The sequence below is a fragment of the Paraburkholderia megapolitana genome (genome assembly GCF_007556815.1).
In the GTDB taxonomy this organism is placed as follows: domain Bacteria; phylum Pseudomonadota; class Gammaproteobacteria; order Burkholderiales; family Burkholderiaceae; genus Paraburkholderia; species Paraburkholderia megapolitana.
In genome coordinates this window covers 523926-542121 of sequence record NZ_CP041743.1, presented here as the reverse complement: position 1 = coordinate 542121, position 18196 = coordinate 523926, and the positions used below count along the sequence as shown (strand labels likewise).

General features: G+C 63.6%; 17 protein-coding genes. 9 read left to right on the top strand and 8 right to left on the bottom strand.

All coding sequences use genetic code 11. The features are described from left to right. Nucleotides 1-18 precede the first annotated feature (18 nt). The 5 genes from FNZ07_RS02285 to FNZ07_RS02265 all read left to right on the top strand — a co-directional run bounded on the left by FNZ07_RS02285 (nucleotide 19) and on the right by FNZ07_RS02265 (nucleotide 4437). Entirely contained in the window at nucleotides 19-876 is an 858-nt protein-coding gene (locus FNZ07_RS02285; protein ID WP_091007886.1) for an NAD-dependent protein deacetylase, read from the top strand. 111 nt (nucleotides 877-987) lie between these two features. Continuing rightward, nucleotides 988-1593 (top strand): pyridoxamine 5'-phosphate oxidase family protein, encoded by a 606-nt coding sequence (locus FNZ07_RS02280; RefSeq protein ID WP_091007883.1) that lies wholly within the window; start codon nucleotides 988-990, stop codon nucleotides 1591-1593. 9 nt (nucleotides 1594-1602) lie between these two features. Then, on the top strand, nucleotides 1603-2217 hold the full coding sequence (locus tag FNZ07_RS02275) for a DUF938 domain-containing protein (RefSeq protein WP_091007880.1): 615 nt from the start codon (nucleotides 1603-1605) through the stop codon (nucleotides 2215-2217). A 219-nt stretch (nucleotides 2218-2436) separates the two neighbouring features. Further along, nucleotides 2437-3846, top strand: a complete 1410-nt coding sequence (gene gndA / locus FNZ07_RS02270; protein ID WP_091007878.1) for an NADP-dependent phosphogluconate dehydrogenase — start codon at nucleotides 2437-2439, stop codon at nucleotides 3844-3846. A gap of 261 nt (nucleotides 3847-4107) precedes the next feature. Then, entirely contained in the window at nucleotides 4108-4437 is a 330-nt protein-coding gene (locus FNZ07_RS02265; protein ID WP_091007875.1) for a DUF4148 domain-containing protein, read from the top strand. A gap of 468 nt (nucleotides 4438-4905) precedes the next feature. On the opposite strand, the gene FNZ07_RS02260 is transcribed toward FNZ07_RS02265, so the two are convergent. Together FNZ07_RS02260 and FNZ07_RS02255 are read right to left on the bottom strand one after the other, a co-directional pair. Then, a complete protein-coding gene (locus FNZ07_RS02260) occupies nucleotides 4906-5643 on the bottom strand; it encodes a DUF2968 domain-containing protein (protein WP_091007873.1) in 738 nt (245 codons plus the stop codon). 123 nt (nucleotides 5644-5766) lie between these two features. Continuing rightward, nucleotides 5767-6087 (bottom strand): hypothetical protein, encoded by a 321-nt coding sequence (locus FNZ07_RS02255; RefSeq protein ID WP_091007870.1) that lies wholly within the window; start codon nucleotides 6085-6087, stop codon nucleotides 5767-5769. Between the two features lie 424 nt (nucleotides 6088-6511). Between FNZ07_RS02255 and FNZ07_RS02250 the strand changes: the two genes are divergently transcribed. Together FNZ07_RS02250 and ltaE are read left to right on the top strand one after the other, a co-directional pair. Then, nucleotides 6512-7261 (top strand): peptidoglycan DD-metalloendopeptidase family protein, encoded by a 750-nt coding sequence (locus FNZ07_RS02250; RefSeq protein ID WP_091007867.1) that lies wholly within the window; start codon nucleotides 6512-6514, stop codon nucleotides 7259-7261. A gap of 173 nt (nucleotides 7262-7434) precedes the next feature. Further along, the gene (gene ltaE, locus FNZ07_RS02245) at nucleotides 7435-8439 is read left to right on the top strand and encodes a low-specificity L-threonine aldolase (protein ID WP_091007864.1); all 1005 of its coding nucleotides are present in this window, start codon (nucleotides 7435-7437) and stop codon (nucleotides 8437-8439) included. A gap of 45 nt (nucleotides 8440-8484) precedes the next feature. On the opposite strand, the gene FNZ07_RS02240 is transcribed toward ltaE, so the two are convergent. Together FNZ07_RS02240 and FNZ07_RS02235 are read right to left on the bottom strand one after the other, a co-directional pair. Continuing rightward, on the bottom strand, nucleotides 8485-9852 hold the full coding sequence (locus tag FNZ07_RS02240) for an MFS transporter (RefSeq protein ID WP_091008898.1): 1368 nt from the start codon (nucleotides 9850-9852) through the stop codon (nucleotides 8485-8487). A 535-nt stretch (nucleotides 9853-10387) separates the two neighbouring features. Continuing rightward, a complete protein-coding gene (locus FNZ07_RS02235) occupies nucleotides 10388-10615 on the bottom strand; it encodes a hypothetical protein (protein WP_091007863.1) in 228 nt (75 codons plus the stop codon). Nucleotides 10616-10953: 338 nt separating this feature from the next. Here FNZ07_RS02235 and FNZ07_RS02230 point away from each other — a divergent pair, with 338 nt between their 5' ends. After that, nucleotides 10954-13407 carry a glycogen/starch/alpha-glucan phosphorylase gene (locus FNZ07_RS02230; RefSeq protein WP_091007860.1) on the top strand — a complete coding sequence of 818 codons (2454 nt, stop codon included), beginning with the start codon at nucleotides 10954-10956 and terminating at the stop codon, nucleotides 13405-13407. Nucleotides 13408-13461: 54 nt separating this feature from the next. Here FNZ07_RS02230 and FNZ07_RS02225 read toward each other — a convergent pair whose 3' ends face one another. The 3 genes from FNZ07_RS02225 to FNZ07_RS02215 all read right to left on the bottom strand — a co-directional run bounded on the left by FNZ07_RS02225 (nucleotide 13462) and on the right by FNZ07_RS02215 (nucleotide 15749). Beyond that, a complete protein-coding gene (locus FNZ07_RS02225) occupies nucleotides 13462-13749 on the bottom strand; it encodes a hypothetical protein (protein ID WP_091007856.1) in 288 nt (95 codons plus the stop codon). 214 nt (nucleotides 13750-13963) lie between these two features. Then, nucleotides 13964-14368 carry a DUF6232 family protein gene (locus FNZ07_RS02220; protein WP_091007854.1) on the bottom strand — a complete coding sequence of 135 codons (405 nt, stop codon included), beginning with the start codon at nucleotides 14366-14368 and terminating at the stop codon, nucleotides 13964-13966. 214 nt (nucleotides 14369-14582) lie between these two features. Then, nucleotides 14583-15749: a porin gene (locus FNZ07_RS02215; RefSeq protein WP_091007851.1), complete on the bottom strand. Its 1167-nt coding sequence runs from the start codon at nucleotides 15747-15749 to the stop codon at nucleotides 14583-14585. A gap of 295 nt (nucleotides 15750-16044) precedes the next feature. Between FNZ07_RS02215 and FNZ07_RS02210 the strand changes: the two genes are divergently transcribed. Further along, complete coding sequence (locus FNZ07_RS02210; protein WP_091008895.1) at nucleotides 16045-16866, top strand: MetQ/NlpA family ABC transporter substrate-binding protein; 822 nt, start codon at nucleotides 16045-16047, stop codon at nucleotides 16864-16866. Nucleotides 16867-16884: 18 nt separating this feature from the next. Here the strand turns inward: FNZ07_RS02210 and FNZ07_RS02205 are convergent, their stop codons facing one another. Next, a complete protein-coding gene (locus FNZ07_RS02205) occupies nucleotides 16885-18000 on the bottom strand; it encodes a M14 family metallopeptidase (protein ID WP_091007848.1) in 1116 nt (371 codons plus the stop codon). Nucleotides 18001-18196 lie beyond the last annotated feature (196 nt).

The following is an 18196-nucleotide window of genomic DNA, read 5'->3' as shown; positions in this document are numbered from 1 at the left end:
AAGCCCAAGCTCGAGACCATGACCGAATCGCAATCCGCGTTTGCCGATACATCGACGCTGGCCGACCTGTACGACTTCGTGCAACGCCATCCGCGTCTGTTCGTGCTGACCGGCGCCGGCATCAGCACCGACTCCGGCATCCCCGGTTATCGCGACGAGAACGGCGCATGGAAGCGCTCACCGCCGATCACCCTGCAGGAATTCCTCGGCTCCGTCGCCGCGCGTCAGCGCTACTGGGCGCGCAGCACGGTTGGCTGGCCCGTCGTCGCCGACGCGCAACCGAACGATGCGCATCGCACGCTCGCGCGGCTCGAAGCGGCGCGGTACGTCCCGACACTCGTCACGCAGAATGTCGACGGCCTGCATCAGCGCGCGGGCAGTCATGAGGTGATCGAATTGCACGGTGGGATAAATGGGGTGACGTGCCTCGATTGTGGGGCGCAGCATGATCGCGCGGCGATCCAGCACACGCTCGTCGTCGACAATCCCGGCCTGCTCGATGCGATTGCCGAGCCGGCCGCCGACGGCGATGCGCATCTCGAATGGCACGATCTCGATGGATTTCGGATTCCGCCGTGTCCGGTGTGTGGCGGGTTGCTGAAACCGTCGGTGGTGTTCTTCGGCGAAAGCGTGCCGCGCGAACGTGTCGAGCAGGCGAGCGCAGCGCTCGAAGCCGCCGACGCGATGCTCGTGGTCGGCTCGTCGTTGATGGTGTATTCCGGTTACCGCTTCTGCGTGTGGGCGCAGAAGATGGGCAAGCCGATTGCCGCGTTGAATCTCGGGCGTACGCGGGCCGATCCGTTGCTTGCGCTGAAGGTCGAGGCGCCGTGTGCACCGACGCTGACGGCGCTGGCCGAGCGGCTCGCCGCGGCGTGAGCGCGTTCGCGCACTGCGCGCGGCACACGCCAGATCGTCGATAATGACGCACCCGTGCACCCAAACGCTTCACAGCGCTTTCACGATCACGACCCGCATCCGGAGCCGCCCATGCTGACGACGCTCGAACAACTCGAAGCCATCTACGGTCAACCTCACGAACGCTCGCTGCGCAAAGAGATTCCGTTCGTCAACGAAGACTACCGGGCGTTTATCGAGCATGCGCCGTTCGTCGTGCTCGCAACAGCCGGCCCGGAAGGGCTCGACTGCTCGCCGCGCGGCGACGCACCGGGTTTCGTGCGGATCGTCGACGAACGGACGCTCGCGATTCCCGATCGTCTCGGCAACAACCGCATCGACAGTCTGCGCAATATCGTCAGGGAGCCGCATCTCGCGCTGCTGTTCGTCGTGCCGGGCGTCGGCGAAACGTTGCGCGTGAATGGCTGCGGACGCATCACCGATGATTCCGAGTGGCTCGAACTGTTTGCGATCGACGGCAAGCTGCCGCGCACGGTGCTGCTGGTCGACGTCGATGCCGTGTATTTTCAGTGTTCGAAGGCGCTGGTGCGCTCGAAACTGTGGGACCCCTCGCACTACGTGGAGCGTTCACGGCTGCCGAGCACCGGCGCAATTCTTGGACGACTCAGCGATCCGGCGTTCGACGCCGCTGCCTACGACCGCGATCTACCCGAACGCGTACGCGCGACCCTCTACTGAGCGTGACCGATGACTGCTTCGCCCCCAGACGCACGACAACACTCGCCTTCGGCACAACGCAACCACGAGCCGATCCTCGCGGTACTGCGCGACGTACTCATGCCGAGCGCACACGTGCTCGAAATCGCGAGCGGTACCGGCGAACACGCGATGCATTTCGCCACCGCGTTGCCCGACGTCGAATGGCAGCCGAGCGACGCGGATGCGGCGGCGCGTGCGTCGATTGCCGCGTGGATCGCGCATACGGGCGTGTCGAACGTGCGCGCGCCGCTCGATCTCGACGTGCGCCGCGTGCCGTGGGGTATCGAGCGTGCGGATGCGATCGTCTGCATCAACATGCTGCATATTTCGCCATGGAGCGCCGCCGAGGCACTGTTCGACGGTGCGTCCCGCCTGCTCGGGCGTGACGCGATCGTGTTTCTGTACGGTCCGTACCGGCGCAACGGCGCCCACACGGCGCCGAGCAACGAAGCCTTCGATTATCAGTTGCGTAGCCGCGATCCCGCATGGGGTGTGCGCGATATGGAAGCGGTCGTGGCACTTGGCGCTGCGGCAGGCTTTACCTGCGACGAACCGCTGGCAATGCCGGCCAACAATTTCAGCCTGGTATTGCGTCGCAGCTGAGTCTGCCCGCAACCCATCCGCAACCCGCTCAGCGCCGCCGCGGCGCGATGCGGGCCGTCATTCAGCCCGAAGCACACCCGACCTTTCGCCGCAGAAAGCCCCGCGATCCTGCCAGGAAGCAAGCGGCCGCGTGCCATTTCTTTTATCCTTTCATCCTCGACGCCCCGCGACCGCTATACGCGACGGGGCATCCCGTTTTCTGGAATCTGGAGAGTTCACATGGGCAAGCAGGCAATCGGCGTGGTGGGGCTGGCGGTCATGGGCCGCAATCTGGCGCTCAACATCGAAAGCCGTGGGCACGCGGTTTCCGTCTTCAACCGTAGCCGCGAGAAGACCGAGGAACTGATCGCTGAGTTTCCCGATCGCAAGCTGGTGCCGGCATACACGCTGGAAGAATTTGTCGAGTCGCTCGAAAAGCCGCGCCGCATTCTGTTGATGGTGAAGGCCGGCGAGCCGACCGATGCGACCATCGCGTCGCTCAAACCGCTGCTCGAGAAGGGCGACATCCTGATCGACGGCGGCAACACGCATTTCACCGATACGATCCGCCGCAACCAGGAGCTGGCGAAAGCCGGTCTGCACTTCATCGGCACGGGCGTGTCGGGCGGCGAAGAAGGCGCGCTCAAAGGCCCGTCGATCATGCCGGGCGGCCAGCGCGATGCCTACGATCTGGTTGCCCCGATCCTCACCGAAATCGCCGCGAAGGCGCCGGACGGCGAGCCGTGTGTCGCTTACATGGGGCCGGACGGTGCGGGGCACTTCGTGAAGATGGTCCACAACGGCATCGAGTACGGCGACATGCAACTGATCGCCGAAAGCTATGCGGTGCTCAAGCAGGTAGTCGGCCTGTCGAATGCGGAACTCGGCGCTGTCTATACCGAGTGGAACAAGGGCGAACTCGACAGCTATCTGATCGAGATCACCTCGAAGATCTTCGCGAAGAAGGACGATGAAACCGGTCAGGATCTGGTCGACGTGATCCTCGATCGCGCCGCCCAGAAGGGCACTGGCAAGTGGACGAGCCAGAACGCGCTCGATCTCGGCGTACCGCTGCCGCTCATCACAGAATCCGTGTTCGCACGCGTGCTGTCGTCGCTGAAGGATCAGCGCGTCGCGGCGAGCAAGGTGATCGAAGGGCCGGTCATCAAACCGTTCAGCGGCGACCGGGCGGCGTTTATCGAAGCGGTGCGTCGTGCGCTGTACTTCAGCAAGGTGATCTCTTACGCGCAAGGCTTCGCGCAACTGCGCGCGGCTTCGGAAGAGTACAAGTGGGATCTTCAGTTCGGCACGATCGCGAAGATCTTCCGTGCGGGTTGCATCATCCGGGCGCGCTTCCTGCAAAAGATCACCGATGCGTATGCGAAAGACCCGGCACTCGCGAACCTGCTGCTCGATCCGTACTTCCGCGATATCGCCTCGAACTATCAGGCGGCATTGCGCGATGTGGTGAGCGCGGCGATTGCGGCGGGCGTGCCGGTGCCGACGTTCTCGTCGGCGGTGGCGTACTTCGACGGCTATCGCTCCGCACGTTTGCCGGCCAACCTCGTGCAGGCGCAGCGCGACTTCTTCGGCGCGCATACGTTCGAGCGTACCGACAAGCCGGGCAGCTTCCACGCAAACTGGTCCTGAGCGAGCGGTTTTACGATTGACGTCCAGGCGGCCGGGCGGCGCAGCGCGCGCCGCCCGGCCGTTTCGCATTGGCGGGCTTGATCGGGCGGCATTATTGCAGCCTGCTATCCAACCGATAGCGAATTCCGGCCTTATTGTTGCAAATCGGGGAACAGAGAATCAATGAAACGGGGGTTTTCCCTAGAGGTTGATTTGCCTAGACTGTAATCAATCGCTTAAGACACGAGTCGAAGCGAACTAACTAAAGTCTGGAGGTTAATCATGAAATCCCTGTTCCCCGCTCTCGTCGTTGCCACCCTTCTTGCCGCTCCGGTTGCATCGTTCGCTCAATCGAACCAACCGCTGACCCGTGCAGAAGTGCGCGCCCAACTGGTCCAGCTCGAAAAGGCCGGCTACAACCCGGTCGGCGACCAGACCGAATACCCGAACAACATCCAGGCAGCACAACGCCGCGTCGACGAACAAAACGCGGTCGCGCAAGCCGACACGAGCGGCTACGGTGCTGCGAGCAACGGTTCGTCGCAAGCGGGTGTCCGCGCTGCGATCCCGGCTGCGGCTACTGGCCCGTCGTCGGTGTACTTCGGTCACTAAGCTGGTCACGAGGCAGCGCGCTCATGCAGCACAGTCGAGCGCGCCGCTTACGCAGCACCCTAAAGCAGCAAACGTAACGCCCGCGCGGACAGCTTTGCAGTGGTCCGCACCGACGAAACGAAGCAGCGAGCATGAAATCAGACAGCAAACGTAACGCCCGCGCTGGTAGCCATGCAGTGGTCAGCGCCGACGAAACGAAGCAGCAAACATGAAATCAGACAGTAAACGTAACGCCCGCGCTGGCAGCCCTGCAGTGGTCAGCGCCGACGGGACGAAGCAGCAAGCATGAAATCAGGCAACAAACGTAGCGCCCGCGCGGGCAGCCATGCAATGGTCCACGCCGACGAAACGAAGCAGCAAGCACAAAAACGGCGCCGCCCGGGACTCCCCGGGCGGCGCCGTTTTTGCGTCTGACGCGCCAGATTGCGCTATACCCGGTATCGGCGCGCGATAGCCGGGAAGCGTGGCTCAGCGGTTAGTCGGCAGATGCGGCAGCACTTCGTTATTGGTCAGATTGAGCTGATGGATCTGCCGGTGCGCCTTGTTCAACTGTGCCTGCGCGGCAACCCGCTGCGCCTCGAGCTGCGCGACTTCCTTGCGCACCTGATGCTGCCGGTTCGACACAGTCTGTTCCTGCGCGCTGCCGCGCTGCAGATCGTTGCGCAACCGCTCCGCCTGCTGTTCCGACTGCGCGATCGCGCGCGCCAACTGCTCGTTCTGCGCTTCAAGCTGGGCCCGCCGCGTTTCCCCGTCGGCGAGACGCGCGGCCTGCTCTTCGAAGTGATGGAACACCGACTCGGCGGTCTCGAGTTCGACGGTCTTCAAGGCGCGCCACAGCGAGTTGTCCTGGTACAGCGCGATGTAGTAGGTCAGCTCTTTCGCATGAAACAGCAGGCTGACCGAATAATCGAAGCTGCGAAATACCCTGAACGGCGTGAGCGCTTCTTCGGAAGCGAGCCATTCGACTTCGGCGCTGTCGGCCATCAGCACCGCGCGGCCATTCACCTGCGACGGCACCACCGGAACCGGCCGCAGCGTCGTCACGGGGCGGACGGCCTCGCTCGTCGCGGGCAGATGCACGGTGGCCCGGCTGGCTCCGGTGGCCTCTTCTTCGGCGGCAGCCGGCGCGTCTTCCCGCGTGACCGGGACCAGGTGAGCTGTGCCGTTGGCGAGCAATCCGCTACGCCGGTTCAGGAGATTTTTCATCGCAGTTCCTCTAAGTGACGTGCCCTCGAAATTCTTGGCCTGGCGGCGTTCAAGCCCGGCGTCGAGCCGGTAAGCGGTGCGTAGCGCAGCGGGCAGCAGCCCGCGTGTTTGTTGTCGCGCGAGTCAGTGCAGCGTGCGGCGGCGATTCGAGAGGTCGTTGAACAGCGCGCGGCTCGGTTCGAGCGCGAACAGCCACGATTCGTCGTAGCTGCTCAGCGTATCGAGCGCTTCACGGAGTTTTTCGATCGCCAGAGCGGAAATTTCGACGGTCGCCTCGGTGCCGCCCGTGAGTCGGGTCACGCTGGCCAGCTGGACCAGTGCATCGGCCGCCTCGGCGACATCCGCGGAAAAAACGAGGTGGGCATTCAACAGTTCGACGAGGCCCGGCGACGCCGTGACATCCTCGACGTTCAGCTGCACGGCCAGAAACGTAGCTTTGTTCATCGTCGTACTCCTTAAGGACGGGACATCGCGGCGACAGGCTCGCCTGCTGGACGTGTGGCAGCAAGGACCAGTATAGGCGAGCGTTTCGTGGAATCAATGCTCCGATAAAATTGGCGGGTTGCCCGCAGAGCGGCTTCCAGCGCGGCTCGCACCGAGGTTTGTAAAGAAAGCAGCCCTATAATGGGGAGCGCGCAACCGGGTGAGGGCCTGGTTGTCGCGCTGCCGGCGGCGGCTGCAGGGGCGGGAGGCCCTTGGGGTACGCCGCTACGGCCGGTATCGGCACGATCCGTTTCGGTTCGATTGACCCGGAACGCATCGCGAGGATGCCGATCGAACGACGGCGCCAATAAGCATCGTTTTTTGCTTCACACCCTGGAAAACTGACGATTGAACGTCGATTGACCCACGTGTCGAGGATCACAAGATGACTGGAAAACCGCTGCAGACACGCACGCAGTTCCTGATTGCCCTTTCAATCGCGGCCGCCGTCGGCGGCTGTACGCTGACTCCGTGGCCCAGCGAACCCGGCGCCACAGGCGGCCCGACCTCGTCGAGCACGGCGGCGGTGCCGGCCGGCTACTACCGCGTCAATTCCGGCGATACCGTGGCGAGCGTGGCCTCCGCATTCGGCCAGCGGCCGCAGGACATCGCCACCTGGAACGTGTTGCCCACGAACGCGGTGCTGATCGTCGGACAGGTGCTGCGGGTTGCACCGCCGGCGCCGGGCGCATACGGCACGCCGTACGCGGCGCCGGGTGCGGCGCCTGGGTCACCGGCCGGTGCAGGTACCGCCGAGGCATCCACCGTGCATCTCGCATGGCCGTTGCGCGGCCCGATTCTGCGGTCGTTCGTCGCCGGCAAGAACAATGGCATCGTGATCGGCGGCAAGCCGGGCGATCAGGTGCGGGCGGCGGCGGGCGGTCGCGTGGTGTATGCGGGCACCGGTATCCCGGCGTATGGGCCGCTCGTCATCATCAAGCACGATGCGACCGTGATCACCGCGTATGGACAGAACAGCCAGCTGCTCGTGAAGGAAGGCGACGTGGTCACGCAAGGACAGCCGATCGGCGAAGTCGGTGTGGATGCACGCGGGGTCGCGTCGATCCAGTTCGAAGTGCGGCGCGACGGTCATCCGGTCGATCCGCTTGCGTGGCTGCCGAAGGCGGGCGGTTAGCGGGTGGCTGGCATCAAGTAATGCACCAACACTGCGGCGCCCTTGGGCGCCTTATTTACGTATCGCATACACTTTCCGCTTGTATCTCCTTTCGACTTCCCAGCGGCCGCTGCGCGCATCGCGATACCTGACGATGTGCGCAGGCCGCGCGCCCACTCCCATAGGACCGCCTGATGATCGACCTGCGCAGCGATACCGTTACCCGCCCCTCTCAATCGATGCTCGCCGCGATGGCCACTGCCGAAGTCGGCGACGACGTGCTCGGCGACGACCCGACCGTACTGCGCCTGCAGGCGGCAGTCGCGCAACGCACGGGCAAGGAAGCGGGCCTGTTCTTCCCGAGCGGCACGCAGAGCAATCTCGCGGCGCTGGTGGCGCATTGCGCGCGCGGCGACGAATACATCGTCGGGCAGCAGGCACACGCGTACAAGTACGAAGGCGGCGGTGCGGCGGTGCTCGGCAGTATCCAGCCGCAACCGATCGAAAACGCGCTCGACGGTTCGCTGCCGCTCGACAAGATCGCCGCCGCGATCAAACCGCTCGACGATCACTTTGCCCGCACGCGTCTGCTCGCGCTCGAAAATACGATCAACGGCAAGGTGCTGCTGGCGGGTTATGTCGACGAAGCCGTGCAGCTTGCACGTCAGCACGGGCTATCCACCCACCTCGACGGGGCGCGGGTCTGCAATGCCGCGGTCGCATCGGGTCGGCCGCTGTCCGCGTTGTGCGCACCGTTCGATTCCGTGTCGATCTGTTTTTCGAAGGGACTTGGCGCGCCGGTGGGGTCGGTGCTGGTCGGCAGCAAGGAGTTGCTCGAGAGTGCGCGCCGCTGGCGCAAGGTGCTGGGCGGCGGGATGCGGCAAGCCGGTGTACTGGCCGCGGCGTGTCTGTATGCGCTCGAACACAATGTCGAACGGCTTGCCGAAGATCACGAGAACGCTGCGCATCTCGCAGCAGGGCTCGCGCAGATCGATCAGGTGAAGGTGCAGTCGCACGCGACCAACATGGTGTTCGCGCAACTGCCGCAGCAGGACAGCGCACCGCTCCAGGCGTGGCTCAAGGAGCGCGGCATCCTCGTCCTGATGCTGTACACGTCGCGCTTCGTCACGCACAAGGACGTGTCGCGCGCCGATATCGATACGTTTATCGCCGCCGTCAAAGGTTACTTCGCGCGCTGACGCTTTTTCGCGTTGCGTCCTTCACGGGCGCTTCGCGCAGCGCGACTAGTTGCGCGATGTCTTGGGCAACGTACCGGCGCGATGCGACGGTGCGAATAGCCGCAACCCGCTTGCGATGCTCGCCGCCCCTGCGAAAACCGCGCCCGCGGAAAGCGCCAGCGTCGGACCATGCCGCCCCGCAATGCTGAAGCTCAACGCGACCAGCGCGGCGCCGGTGGTTTGCCCGAGCAGGCGCGCTGTCGCGATGATGCCGCTTGCACCCCCACTGCGTTCGGGCGGCGCGCTCGCCATCAGTGCTTTCAGATTCGGCGACTGGAAGAAACCGAAACCCGCGCCGCAGATCGACATCCGTATCGCGATGTCGAGCACATGCGGATGCGGCGGCAGCGAAGCCAGCGACGCCATCCCGCCACACAACACCGCGAGTCCTATCGCCCCGAGCAGGCCCGGTGGATAGCGGTCCGACAGCCGACCGGCGATGGGCGCGGCCAGCGCCACGACGACCGGCCACGGCGTCATCAGGAAGCCGGTTTCCACCTGGCTGCGATGCAGGACGTCTTCGAAATAGAACGGTAACGAGACGAACGCGAGACCTTGCGTCGCGAACGAACAGACGGCGGTCACCGCCGAGAGCGCAAACACCGGTAGCTTGAACAGATCGACGGGCAGCATCGGCGCGGGATGACCGGCTTCGCGGCGCATCAGAAGCAAGCCGAAGACGATCGCGACTGCTGCTGCGATCAGCACGACATGAGCCGGGGCACGCTGGGCCGCTTCGCCGAGCGCGAAGATCAACGCGGCGAACGTGATCACGTTGAGCATCGCCGCGACGCGATCGAAGTGATGCGTGCCGCGCGTCGTGTGCGGTAGCGCGGGCAGCGCGAAGGCGAGTGCGAGTACGCCGAGCGGCACGTTGACTGCGAAGAGCCACGGCCATGTCGCCACCGACAGAATCAGCGATGCCACGGTCGGACCCACGGCAAACGATACCCCGACGATCAACGCATTCAGACCCACCCCGCGGCCGAGCCGATGCGGCGGATAGAGAAAGCGGATCAACGCCGTGTTGACGCTCATGATCGCGCTCGCGCCGAGTCCTTGCAGCACGCGCGCGGCGGCGAGCAGCGGCAGTGTGTCCGCGAGCGAACACGCGAGCGATGCCAGCGTGAAGAGCGCGATGCCGGCGATATAGATGCGCCGATGTCCGACTATGTCGCCGAGTGCCGCAAGCGGCAACAGCGTTGCGACCATCGCGAGCTGATACGCATTGATGATCCAGACCGACGCGGCCGGTGCCGCATGCAGATCGCCGGCGATGGTGGGCAGCGCGGTATTGGCGATCGCGGTATCGAGTGTCGCGAGGGCGACGGCGAGCATGATCGCCGCCATCGCACGGCGACTGCTCGCGGACATCGGTTCGTCGAAGGTACGGGGACTGTCGGTGGCGGCGGTGGGGTCGGACAAGGTGGGACTCGTCGGGGTTGTGTATTGATGTATCGGTGCGTCGGGTGCGTAGGGGTCGCGAAAGCGCCGCAGGGCGGCCAGTTGCAAGACGATGCAGGGATATCTCGGGCCGTACGCTTTCGATGAGCTGACAGCGTGGCCGCTTTATAGCAAACCGCGGCAAATCGCGCGGCGAACCTCGCGATTGTTGCAGAGCCGGAGAAATCCTGCAGCCAGCAGCGCTATGTGCAGTCCGTCGTGCGTGCGGAAAGTGCAACTAACTGTCTGCCTCGGCAAACGCCAGCAAGCACAACGGGTAGCGAATCTTTACGGGCGACAGTGAAATCCGTTTGCAGAAGAAGGCGGCGGAGCATGCCACAACCCAACGCGCGTGGGTGGCATGGATAGTGTCCGCAATCTGGACGTGCCGCGTGAGGCCCGGGCCTGTGCAATGACCTGCAAGTGCCAGCGCCACAGCTACTGCAGAATCGTCGACCCGGCAAACTCAACTACAAGTCGCGAGCAGAATCGATAGCTTGCGAATGTGCGCCTTGAATGCCTCGGCGGTTTCGCGATCGTGGCCCGCGCCCAGGTGCGGCGCTTCCGCCAGTTCCACCTGATCCTGGAACTCGTCGGAGATCCGGCGCCGGGTATCGGGCGGCAGCGCGCGAATCATCGACACCATCAGCAGTTCCTGGGCATGCATCATTCCGAGCATGGATTGTGCGTTCATGTCGACCTCCATCGGCGCGATGAAGCGGAGAGCCCATCGGGCAAGCGCGGGCCACACGGTGCTGTCGCGGCTCCGCCTTGTTCCTCTCTCATACTAGTTCACGCGACGACGCACGGAACCATGCACCGTCGCCGCGCGTCCACAAAGAACCGGTGACCCGCGATCGAACCCGGCCGCACCGACATCGTGCGGTACAGTGGCGGGACGATTGCATTGCCGACAAGCGCACTGCGTGTGTTGTGCGTGCTCAGAACGGTAGGTCGCCAGATGTCCTACCTTGCATATTGATTAGCGGTCGACAGCAACATCGCGTCGCATCGCACAACCCGGAGGCTTCGATGACAACCGTGGACCTGGAGTTCGACCAGCTCAACAGTACCGTCGACGCGCTACGGCGCTCCATTTCCAATCGCATGATGTACGGCGTCGGTAAGGACGCTGTCACGGCGCACCCGCACGACTGGCTGCATGCTGCGGCCCTCGCGGTGCGCGACCGGCTCGTCGCGCGCTGGATGAAAACCACGCGCCTGCAATACGAGCAGGATGTGAAGCGCGTGTACTACCTGTCGATGGAATTCCTGATCGGTCGTACGTTCACGAACGCGTTGCTCGCGCTCGGTATTCACGACCAGATGAAAGAGGCGCTGGCGAGTCTCGGCGTCGACATGGACGTGCTGACCGAACTCGAGCCCGACGCCGCGCTCGGTAATGGTGGCCTGGGCCGGCTTGCCGCGTGTTTTCTCGATGCGATGGCGACGCTCGGCATCCCCGGCTTTGGTTACGGCATCCGCTATGAGTACGGGATGTTTCGTCAGCAGATCGTCAACGGAGAGCAGGTCGAGACGCCGGACTACTGGCTGCGCGCCGGCAATCCGTGGGAATTTCCGCGGCCCGAGATCCAGTATCTCGTGCACTTCGGTGGACGTACCGTGCAGCGCGACGAACATGTCGAGTGGATCGATACCGAACACGTCAACGCGATGGCCTACGACACGGTGATTCCCGGCTACGCGACGAGCGCGACGAACACGTTGCGACTGTGGTCCGCGCGCGCAACCGAAGAACTCGATCTGTCGGCGTTCAACCGGGGCGACTACCGCCGCGCCGTCGATGCAAAGAACATGTCGGAGAACGTCTCGCGCCTGCTGTATCCCGACGACTCGACGTCGGCCGGCCGCGAACTGCGGCTGCGTCAGGAATACTTCTTCGTGTCGGCGACGATGCAGGATCTGATTCGCCGCTACATGCGCACGCACAGTACGTTCGGCCGCTTCCACGAGAAAGTGGCCGTGCATCTGAACGACACGCACCCGGTGCTCGCGATTCCCGAACTGATGCGGCTCCTCGTCGACGTGCATCACGTGCCGTGGGAGCGGGCGTGGCAGTCCATTGAGCAGATGTTCTCGTACACGAACCACACGCTGATGCCAGAAGCGCTCGAAACATGGGACGTCGAGATGCTCGCGCGGCTGCTGCCGCGCCACCTCGAGATCATCTTCGAGATCAATGCGCAGTTCCTGAAGCGTGTCGGCGAGCAGTCGGGCCACGACACGGAAATGATCCGCCGCATTTCGTTGATCGACGAGTATGGCCAGCGCCGCGTGCGCATGGCGCATCTCGCGATCGTCGCGAGTCACAAGGTGAATGGCGTATCGAAGCTGCATTCGCAATTGATGACGCGCGACATCTTCGCCGACTTCGCGCGCCTGTTCCCCGAGCGCTTTACCAACGTGACGAACGGCATCACGCCGCGGCGCTGGCTTGCGCAGGCAAGCCGGCCGCTCTCCGCATTGATCGACGAACGGATCGGCACGCACTGGCGTAGCGATCTGTTCGACCTCGCGAAACTGCGCGATCTGGCCGACGATGCCTCGTTTGCCGAAGCGTTCCGCGAGGCCAAGCGGCAGAACAAGATCCGGCTCACGCAACGTCTCGCGCAACAACTCAAGGTAACCGTCGATCCCGACGCGCTGTTCGATCTCCAGGTCAAACGGATTCACGAATACAAGCGGCAACTGTTGAACGTGCTGCACGTGATCGTCCGCTACAACCAGATTCGCGCAGAACCTGAGAAGGACTGGGTGCCGCGCGTCGTGATGTTCGCGGGCAAGGCGGCGTCGGCGTACCGGATGGCGAAGACGATCATCCGGTTGATCGGGGACGTGAGCGCGAAGGTCAATCACGATCCGCTGGTCGGTGATCGGTTGAAGGTGGTGTTCGTGCCGAACTACGGTGTGAGCGTCGCAGAGTTGATCATTCCCGCCGCCGATCTGTCCGAACAGATTTCGACGGCGGGCACCGAAGCGTCGGGCACCGGCAACATGAAGCTCGCGCTGAATGGCGCGTTGACCATCGGCACGCTCGACGGCGCGAACATCGAGATCTGCGATGCGGTGGGGCGCGAGAACATGTTCATCTTCGGCCATACCGCAGACGAAGTGGACGCACTACGCTCAGCGGGCTACCGGCCGCGTCAGCTGTACGAAGAAAACCCCGAGCTGCGCGTCGCGCTCGATCAGATCCGCACCGGTTTCTTTTCACCCGACGACCCGCTGCGTTTCGCGGACATTTTCCACACGCTCGTCGACTGGGGCGATCAGTACATGGTGCTGGCCGATTTCGCGGCGTTTGCGCAGGCGCAGAACGACGTCGATGCGCGCTTTCGCGATCCGCATGCCTGGACGCGGAGCGCGATTGCCAACGTGGCGGGTATGGGGCAATTCTCGGCGGATCGCACGATCGGCGAATACGCGCGCGGTATCTGGCACGTGAAGCCGCTCGACATGAGCTGAGTGGGCTGCGGGCGGCTTATCGGTGGCTTATGCGCGGTTCGTGTGCAAGCTGAGTCAGTCGTCGTGCAGTGCGGGGCGCCGCTCGACCGAAGCCGCGGCACGGCCGAGCGTCGCCTGCGACAGCGTGCGGGTGAGGGCGACGATCACCTCGTCAAGCGTGTGCGAGGTCACTTCGACGCGAAAGGTCGTGTATTCGTTGCGTTTGTCGATCGTCACGATAAAGAGGCGCAGATCGTCACCGAGTGCGGCCTGCAGTGCCCGCCGCGCATCCGCCGACGATGTGCCGGGCACCGTGACGTCGAGTGTGACGAAAGAAACCTGGGTGGGTTGTGCATGGGGCATGCGCAAGGTGCGCGGGACGGTGCTCTCTCGAGCGAGGACTGACTGGTGGAGCATCATGGGAGCGCCGGTATCGCAGATGACGGCGCGTTGTTGAGATGACTTCACTCTATAGCCGCGCGTATCAAGCCGCTGCAAAAGCTCACGGGAAGGGTATTAACATTGTGTTAACGCCGAGCGCAGCGTACCCGGCATACCCGATGTTTCCGCGTGGGTATTACAGCGTTTTTTGCACTTTCGGCGGGGCGGCGCTCTCGGACATCGCAACGCGCACCGTTTGCTCGACCTTTTCGACGAACGCGCGTTCGAGGCTCGACAGCACTTCACGCGTTTGCCCATTGCTGTCGACCATCAACCGGTGCGTGACATCCTGAGTCGTCCACGCGAGCCCGCCCACCACGGTCAGCATGATGCCGCACACCAGACCGCCGCCCGAGCCGAGCACGCCGCCGATAATCGCGCCGATCAAACCCAGCACGGAAATACCGATCGGGACAATCTTGTTCTTGGGGATGGTCACGACACGCACATCCTGGATGTCGCGCAGCTGAAAAACCTGGCCGGCGGCGGACAGCGCATTGCGCGTCACCGAGACGCCGCGTTCGTTGAACGGAATTTCCATCGATTCGGATATGCAGACGGTGTAAAGGCCGCAGCGTAACAGAAGCGGCACCCGCGCTGGAAGAGGCCCTATGACACAGTGGTGCTCGCGCGCCGCCGCGCAAGCCAAGCAGCAGCACGCGTAAACGCAAAAAACGCCCCGCAGGGCGTTTTCCGGTTCACGACAGCGGCAGCAGGCACGAGGCCCACCCGCCGCCATGATCACATCGCAACGATCAGAACTTGTGGCGAATACCGACGCGCACTGCAACCTGATTGTCCGCGCCGTTACCCGACGTACCGAAGTACGACGTCGGGCTCGAGCCGATCTGTGCCTGCACGTCCACGCCCTTGTTGCTGCCGGCCGCGCCTTGATAAACACCGAGCAGATACACGTCGGTGCGCTTGCTGAGCGCGTAGTCCACGCTTGCATCGACCTGGTTGAAGTGGCCGGTGTTCGCATTCGACAGACGCATGTACGTGTAGCCGAGCGCTGCCGTCAGTGCCGGCGTGAACGCGTACTTGCCGCCGGCTTCATACGCGTTGAACGACGTTGCTGCGCCCGTCAGTGCTTCGAGACGCGTGTTCGTCCACAACGCCCACAGCGTTGCCGGTCCGATCAGATAACGACCGCCGATACCGTACGTGCGCAGATCGCGAATCGTGCCGGTGCTGACGTTGGAGATTGCGGTCGTGAACGCCGGTGCCGACTGGCTCGGGTAGCGGATATCGGTGAATGCCGCACCGATGCTCAACGGGCCGTTCGCGTAGTTCGCGCCGACGCTGTATGCGCGCGACGAACCGGCAACCGGGCTCGTCGACGTACCGCTTGCCGGTGCGCCTGCGAAAGCGCCTGCCTGGTTCGAGAAGCCGTACAACGCGCCGAACGTGAAGCCCGAGAAGTTCGCGCTGCTGAACTTGACCGCGTTGTTGATCCGGCTCGACGTGAGCTGGTCGACGTCGTTGATGTGGTAACCGTAGTTGCCGGCCACCGACTGGCCGCCGTTCGAGTAGCTGCCGCCGAGGTAGTCGGTCGAGAACGAGTACTGACGACCGAACGTGAGCGAGCCGATGCCGTCTTTCGACAGCCCGACGTAAGCCTGACGGCCGAACATCGCGCCGCCCTGGCCCAGCGTGCCGTTGCCGCTGTTGAAGCCGTTTTCGAGCACGAACAGTGCCTTCAGGCCGCCACCGAGGTCTTCGGTGCCGCGCAGGCCCCAACGGCTGCCCTGTGCGACGCCGTCGTCGTACTTGACGAGGCTGTCGTGGCTGGTGCCAGCCTTGGCGTTGTTGACGTAGCTGATACCCGCGTCGATCAGCCCGTAAAGCGTCACGCTGCTTTGTGCGTGCGCGGTTCCCGCGAGAGTAGCGAGGATGGCGGTGGTCAATACTTTCTTGTTCAAGGCGTTTCTCCGATTAAAAAGATGCAATCGCGACGCCATGCTCTGCGGCCGGTCGGGCGATTGGCCGCAAATGTAAAGTAAAACAAGCGAAAGGATTGTGACAGGTAAGTTATATGCGCCATGTGTCGTTTGGGCGCTACATCAGTGTGGCGAAAGCCGGGGAAATATCGCAAGCGCCCGCCGCATATGCTTGGTAGCCCGGTCCCCATATGCGTAGCAGAAACGATTGGTTATGCCCGCTCGCGGTGCATGCGACGATGCGCGTCCATTCATATCCAGTCGTAACGGGGGCCGCATGCAACGCAGAACCATTCTTGGACGTCTTTTCGTTACCGCGGCCGGCACGGCGTTGGCCGCCTCGTTTGCCATTAGCCCAGCACATGCCGCCGACCCGACCCTGAAAGTCGGCACGATGAGCGGCCCGGACGCGCAGATCTGGTCGGTCGTAACGAAGGTCGCGGCGCGCGAAGGTCTGAACGTGAAGGTCATCGAGTTTAACGACTACGTCCAGCCGAACGCCGCGCTCGACTCCGGCGATCTCGATGCAAATGGTTTTCAGCATCAGCCGTTTCTGGACAGCCAGATCCGCCAGCGCGGCTACAAGATCGTCAACGTCGGCCTGACCTATACGTCGCCGATGGGCTTTTACTCGAAGAAAATAAAATCGCTGAAGGATTTGCCCGAGGGCGCGAAGGTGGGCATCCAGAACGATCCGTCGAACGGCAACCGCGCGCTGTTGCTGCTGCAGAAGTACGGCGTGATCAAACTGAAGGCGGGTGTCGGTACGAACGGCGTGAACGCGACGCCGCTCGACGTCGCGGAGAATCCGAAGAAGATCCGGTTGGTGGAACTCGATGCCGCGCAGTTGCCGCGAGCACTCGACGATCTCGAGGCCGCATCGATCAACACAGACTATGCCGTGAAGGCGGGTTTGCAACCGACCCGCGACGCGATCGCCATCGAGGATCTGAAGGGCCCGTACGCGAACCTGATCGCCGTGCGCGCCGCGGACCGCGACAAGCCCTGGGTGAAGAAGCTCGTCGCGGCGTATGAGTCGGATGAAGTGCGCCGCTACATCGACTCGGAGTTCAAAGGCGCGATCGTGCCGGCGTTCTGACGCGTCTGCATGCCGCCGTCACTGCGACAGCAGCGAGCCAGTGCGAAACGCCTTGGCTCCCGCAACGCGGGCCACTTCCATACCGGCCGTTGCGAAGCGCGACAGATGCCGCGCGTACAGCACACCGGCCACGGTACAGGGCAGCGTGACGACGGTGTCGGTGAGCGGATCGACGATATCGGCGATCGGCTGGCCGGCTTCGACCCAACGCCCCACTTCGGCACGGAATACCGCCACGCCGCTGACCGGCGCGACGATCGGCTCGGTGCCCGCAAGCGGCGTCGCAGCGAATTCGAGTGGCGGCTGCGGCGCGGCTGTTCCGGCGACCACCCCGCGATGAGTCAGATATTCGATGATCGCCTGCGCGTCGTGTTCGGCGAATTCGTGCGAAACGTCGGTCTGGCCGCGCAGTTCGATGGTCACCGAGATCGAACCGTTCGGGATCGGGAAGCGGCTGCCGAAGCGGGCGCGCAGATCGGACCAGCAAAAGCTGTGAATCTCGTCGAACGGATTGCCCACCGAGTTCAGCGCCAGCAACGATGCCTTCGCTTCGACATAGCGCGCGAGCGGTTCGACTTCGGGCCACAGGTCCGGGTTCGTATAGATATGCATCGCCGCGTCCCAGTCGCAGTGCAGGTCGAGCACGACGTCGGCGTCGTACGACAGGCGCTGTAGCGCGAGGCGTTGCGATTCGAGTTCGTTGACGGGTTTCTGCGCGTCGAGCGCTTCGCGCATCGCGGTGCGGACGGCGGTGCGATTGCGGTCGATGTCGGCGGATAGCCGTTCTTCGATGACCGGCAGCACCAGTGCCGACAGATCGTAGAAGTTGCGGTTGAAATTCGTCGCGGAGTTCGATTCGAAGCGACCCATCATATGCCCGAGGAAATGCTGGTTCAGGCCGATCGGATTGGCGACGGGCACGACGATCACTTCGCCTTGCAGCTTGCCGGCGGCTTCGAGCGCGGCCAGTTTGCGACGCAGCGCCCAGGAGACCAGCATGCCTGGCAGTTCGTCGGCGTGCAGCGACGACTGGATGTAGATCTTCTGTCCGCCGCCGGGACCGTAGTGGAAACTCGTCAGATGGCGTGCGGTGCCAAGCGTCGGGGAAATCAGCGGATGGGTCTGGGTTTGCATGGTGTCGGGGCGCGGCGCTCACAGCGGGCCGCACGAATGAGCGGTTACGAAAATGGAAAGCGGCGGCACGGTGGCTGCTCAGTGGCCGTTCCGCGCATGCGGAACGGAACGATCTTAGCCGATCCCGCCGATGTGCGCCCTGCAGCCGGTCTGCACACAGGCGAATCATGGCGTTAAAACAAAACGGGCCCCGCGT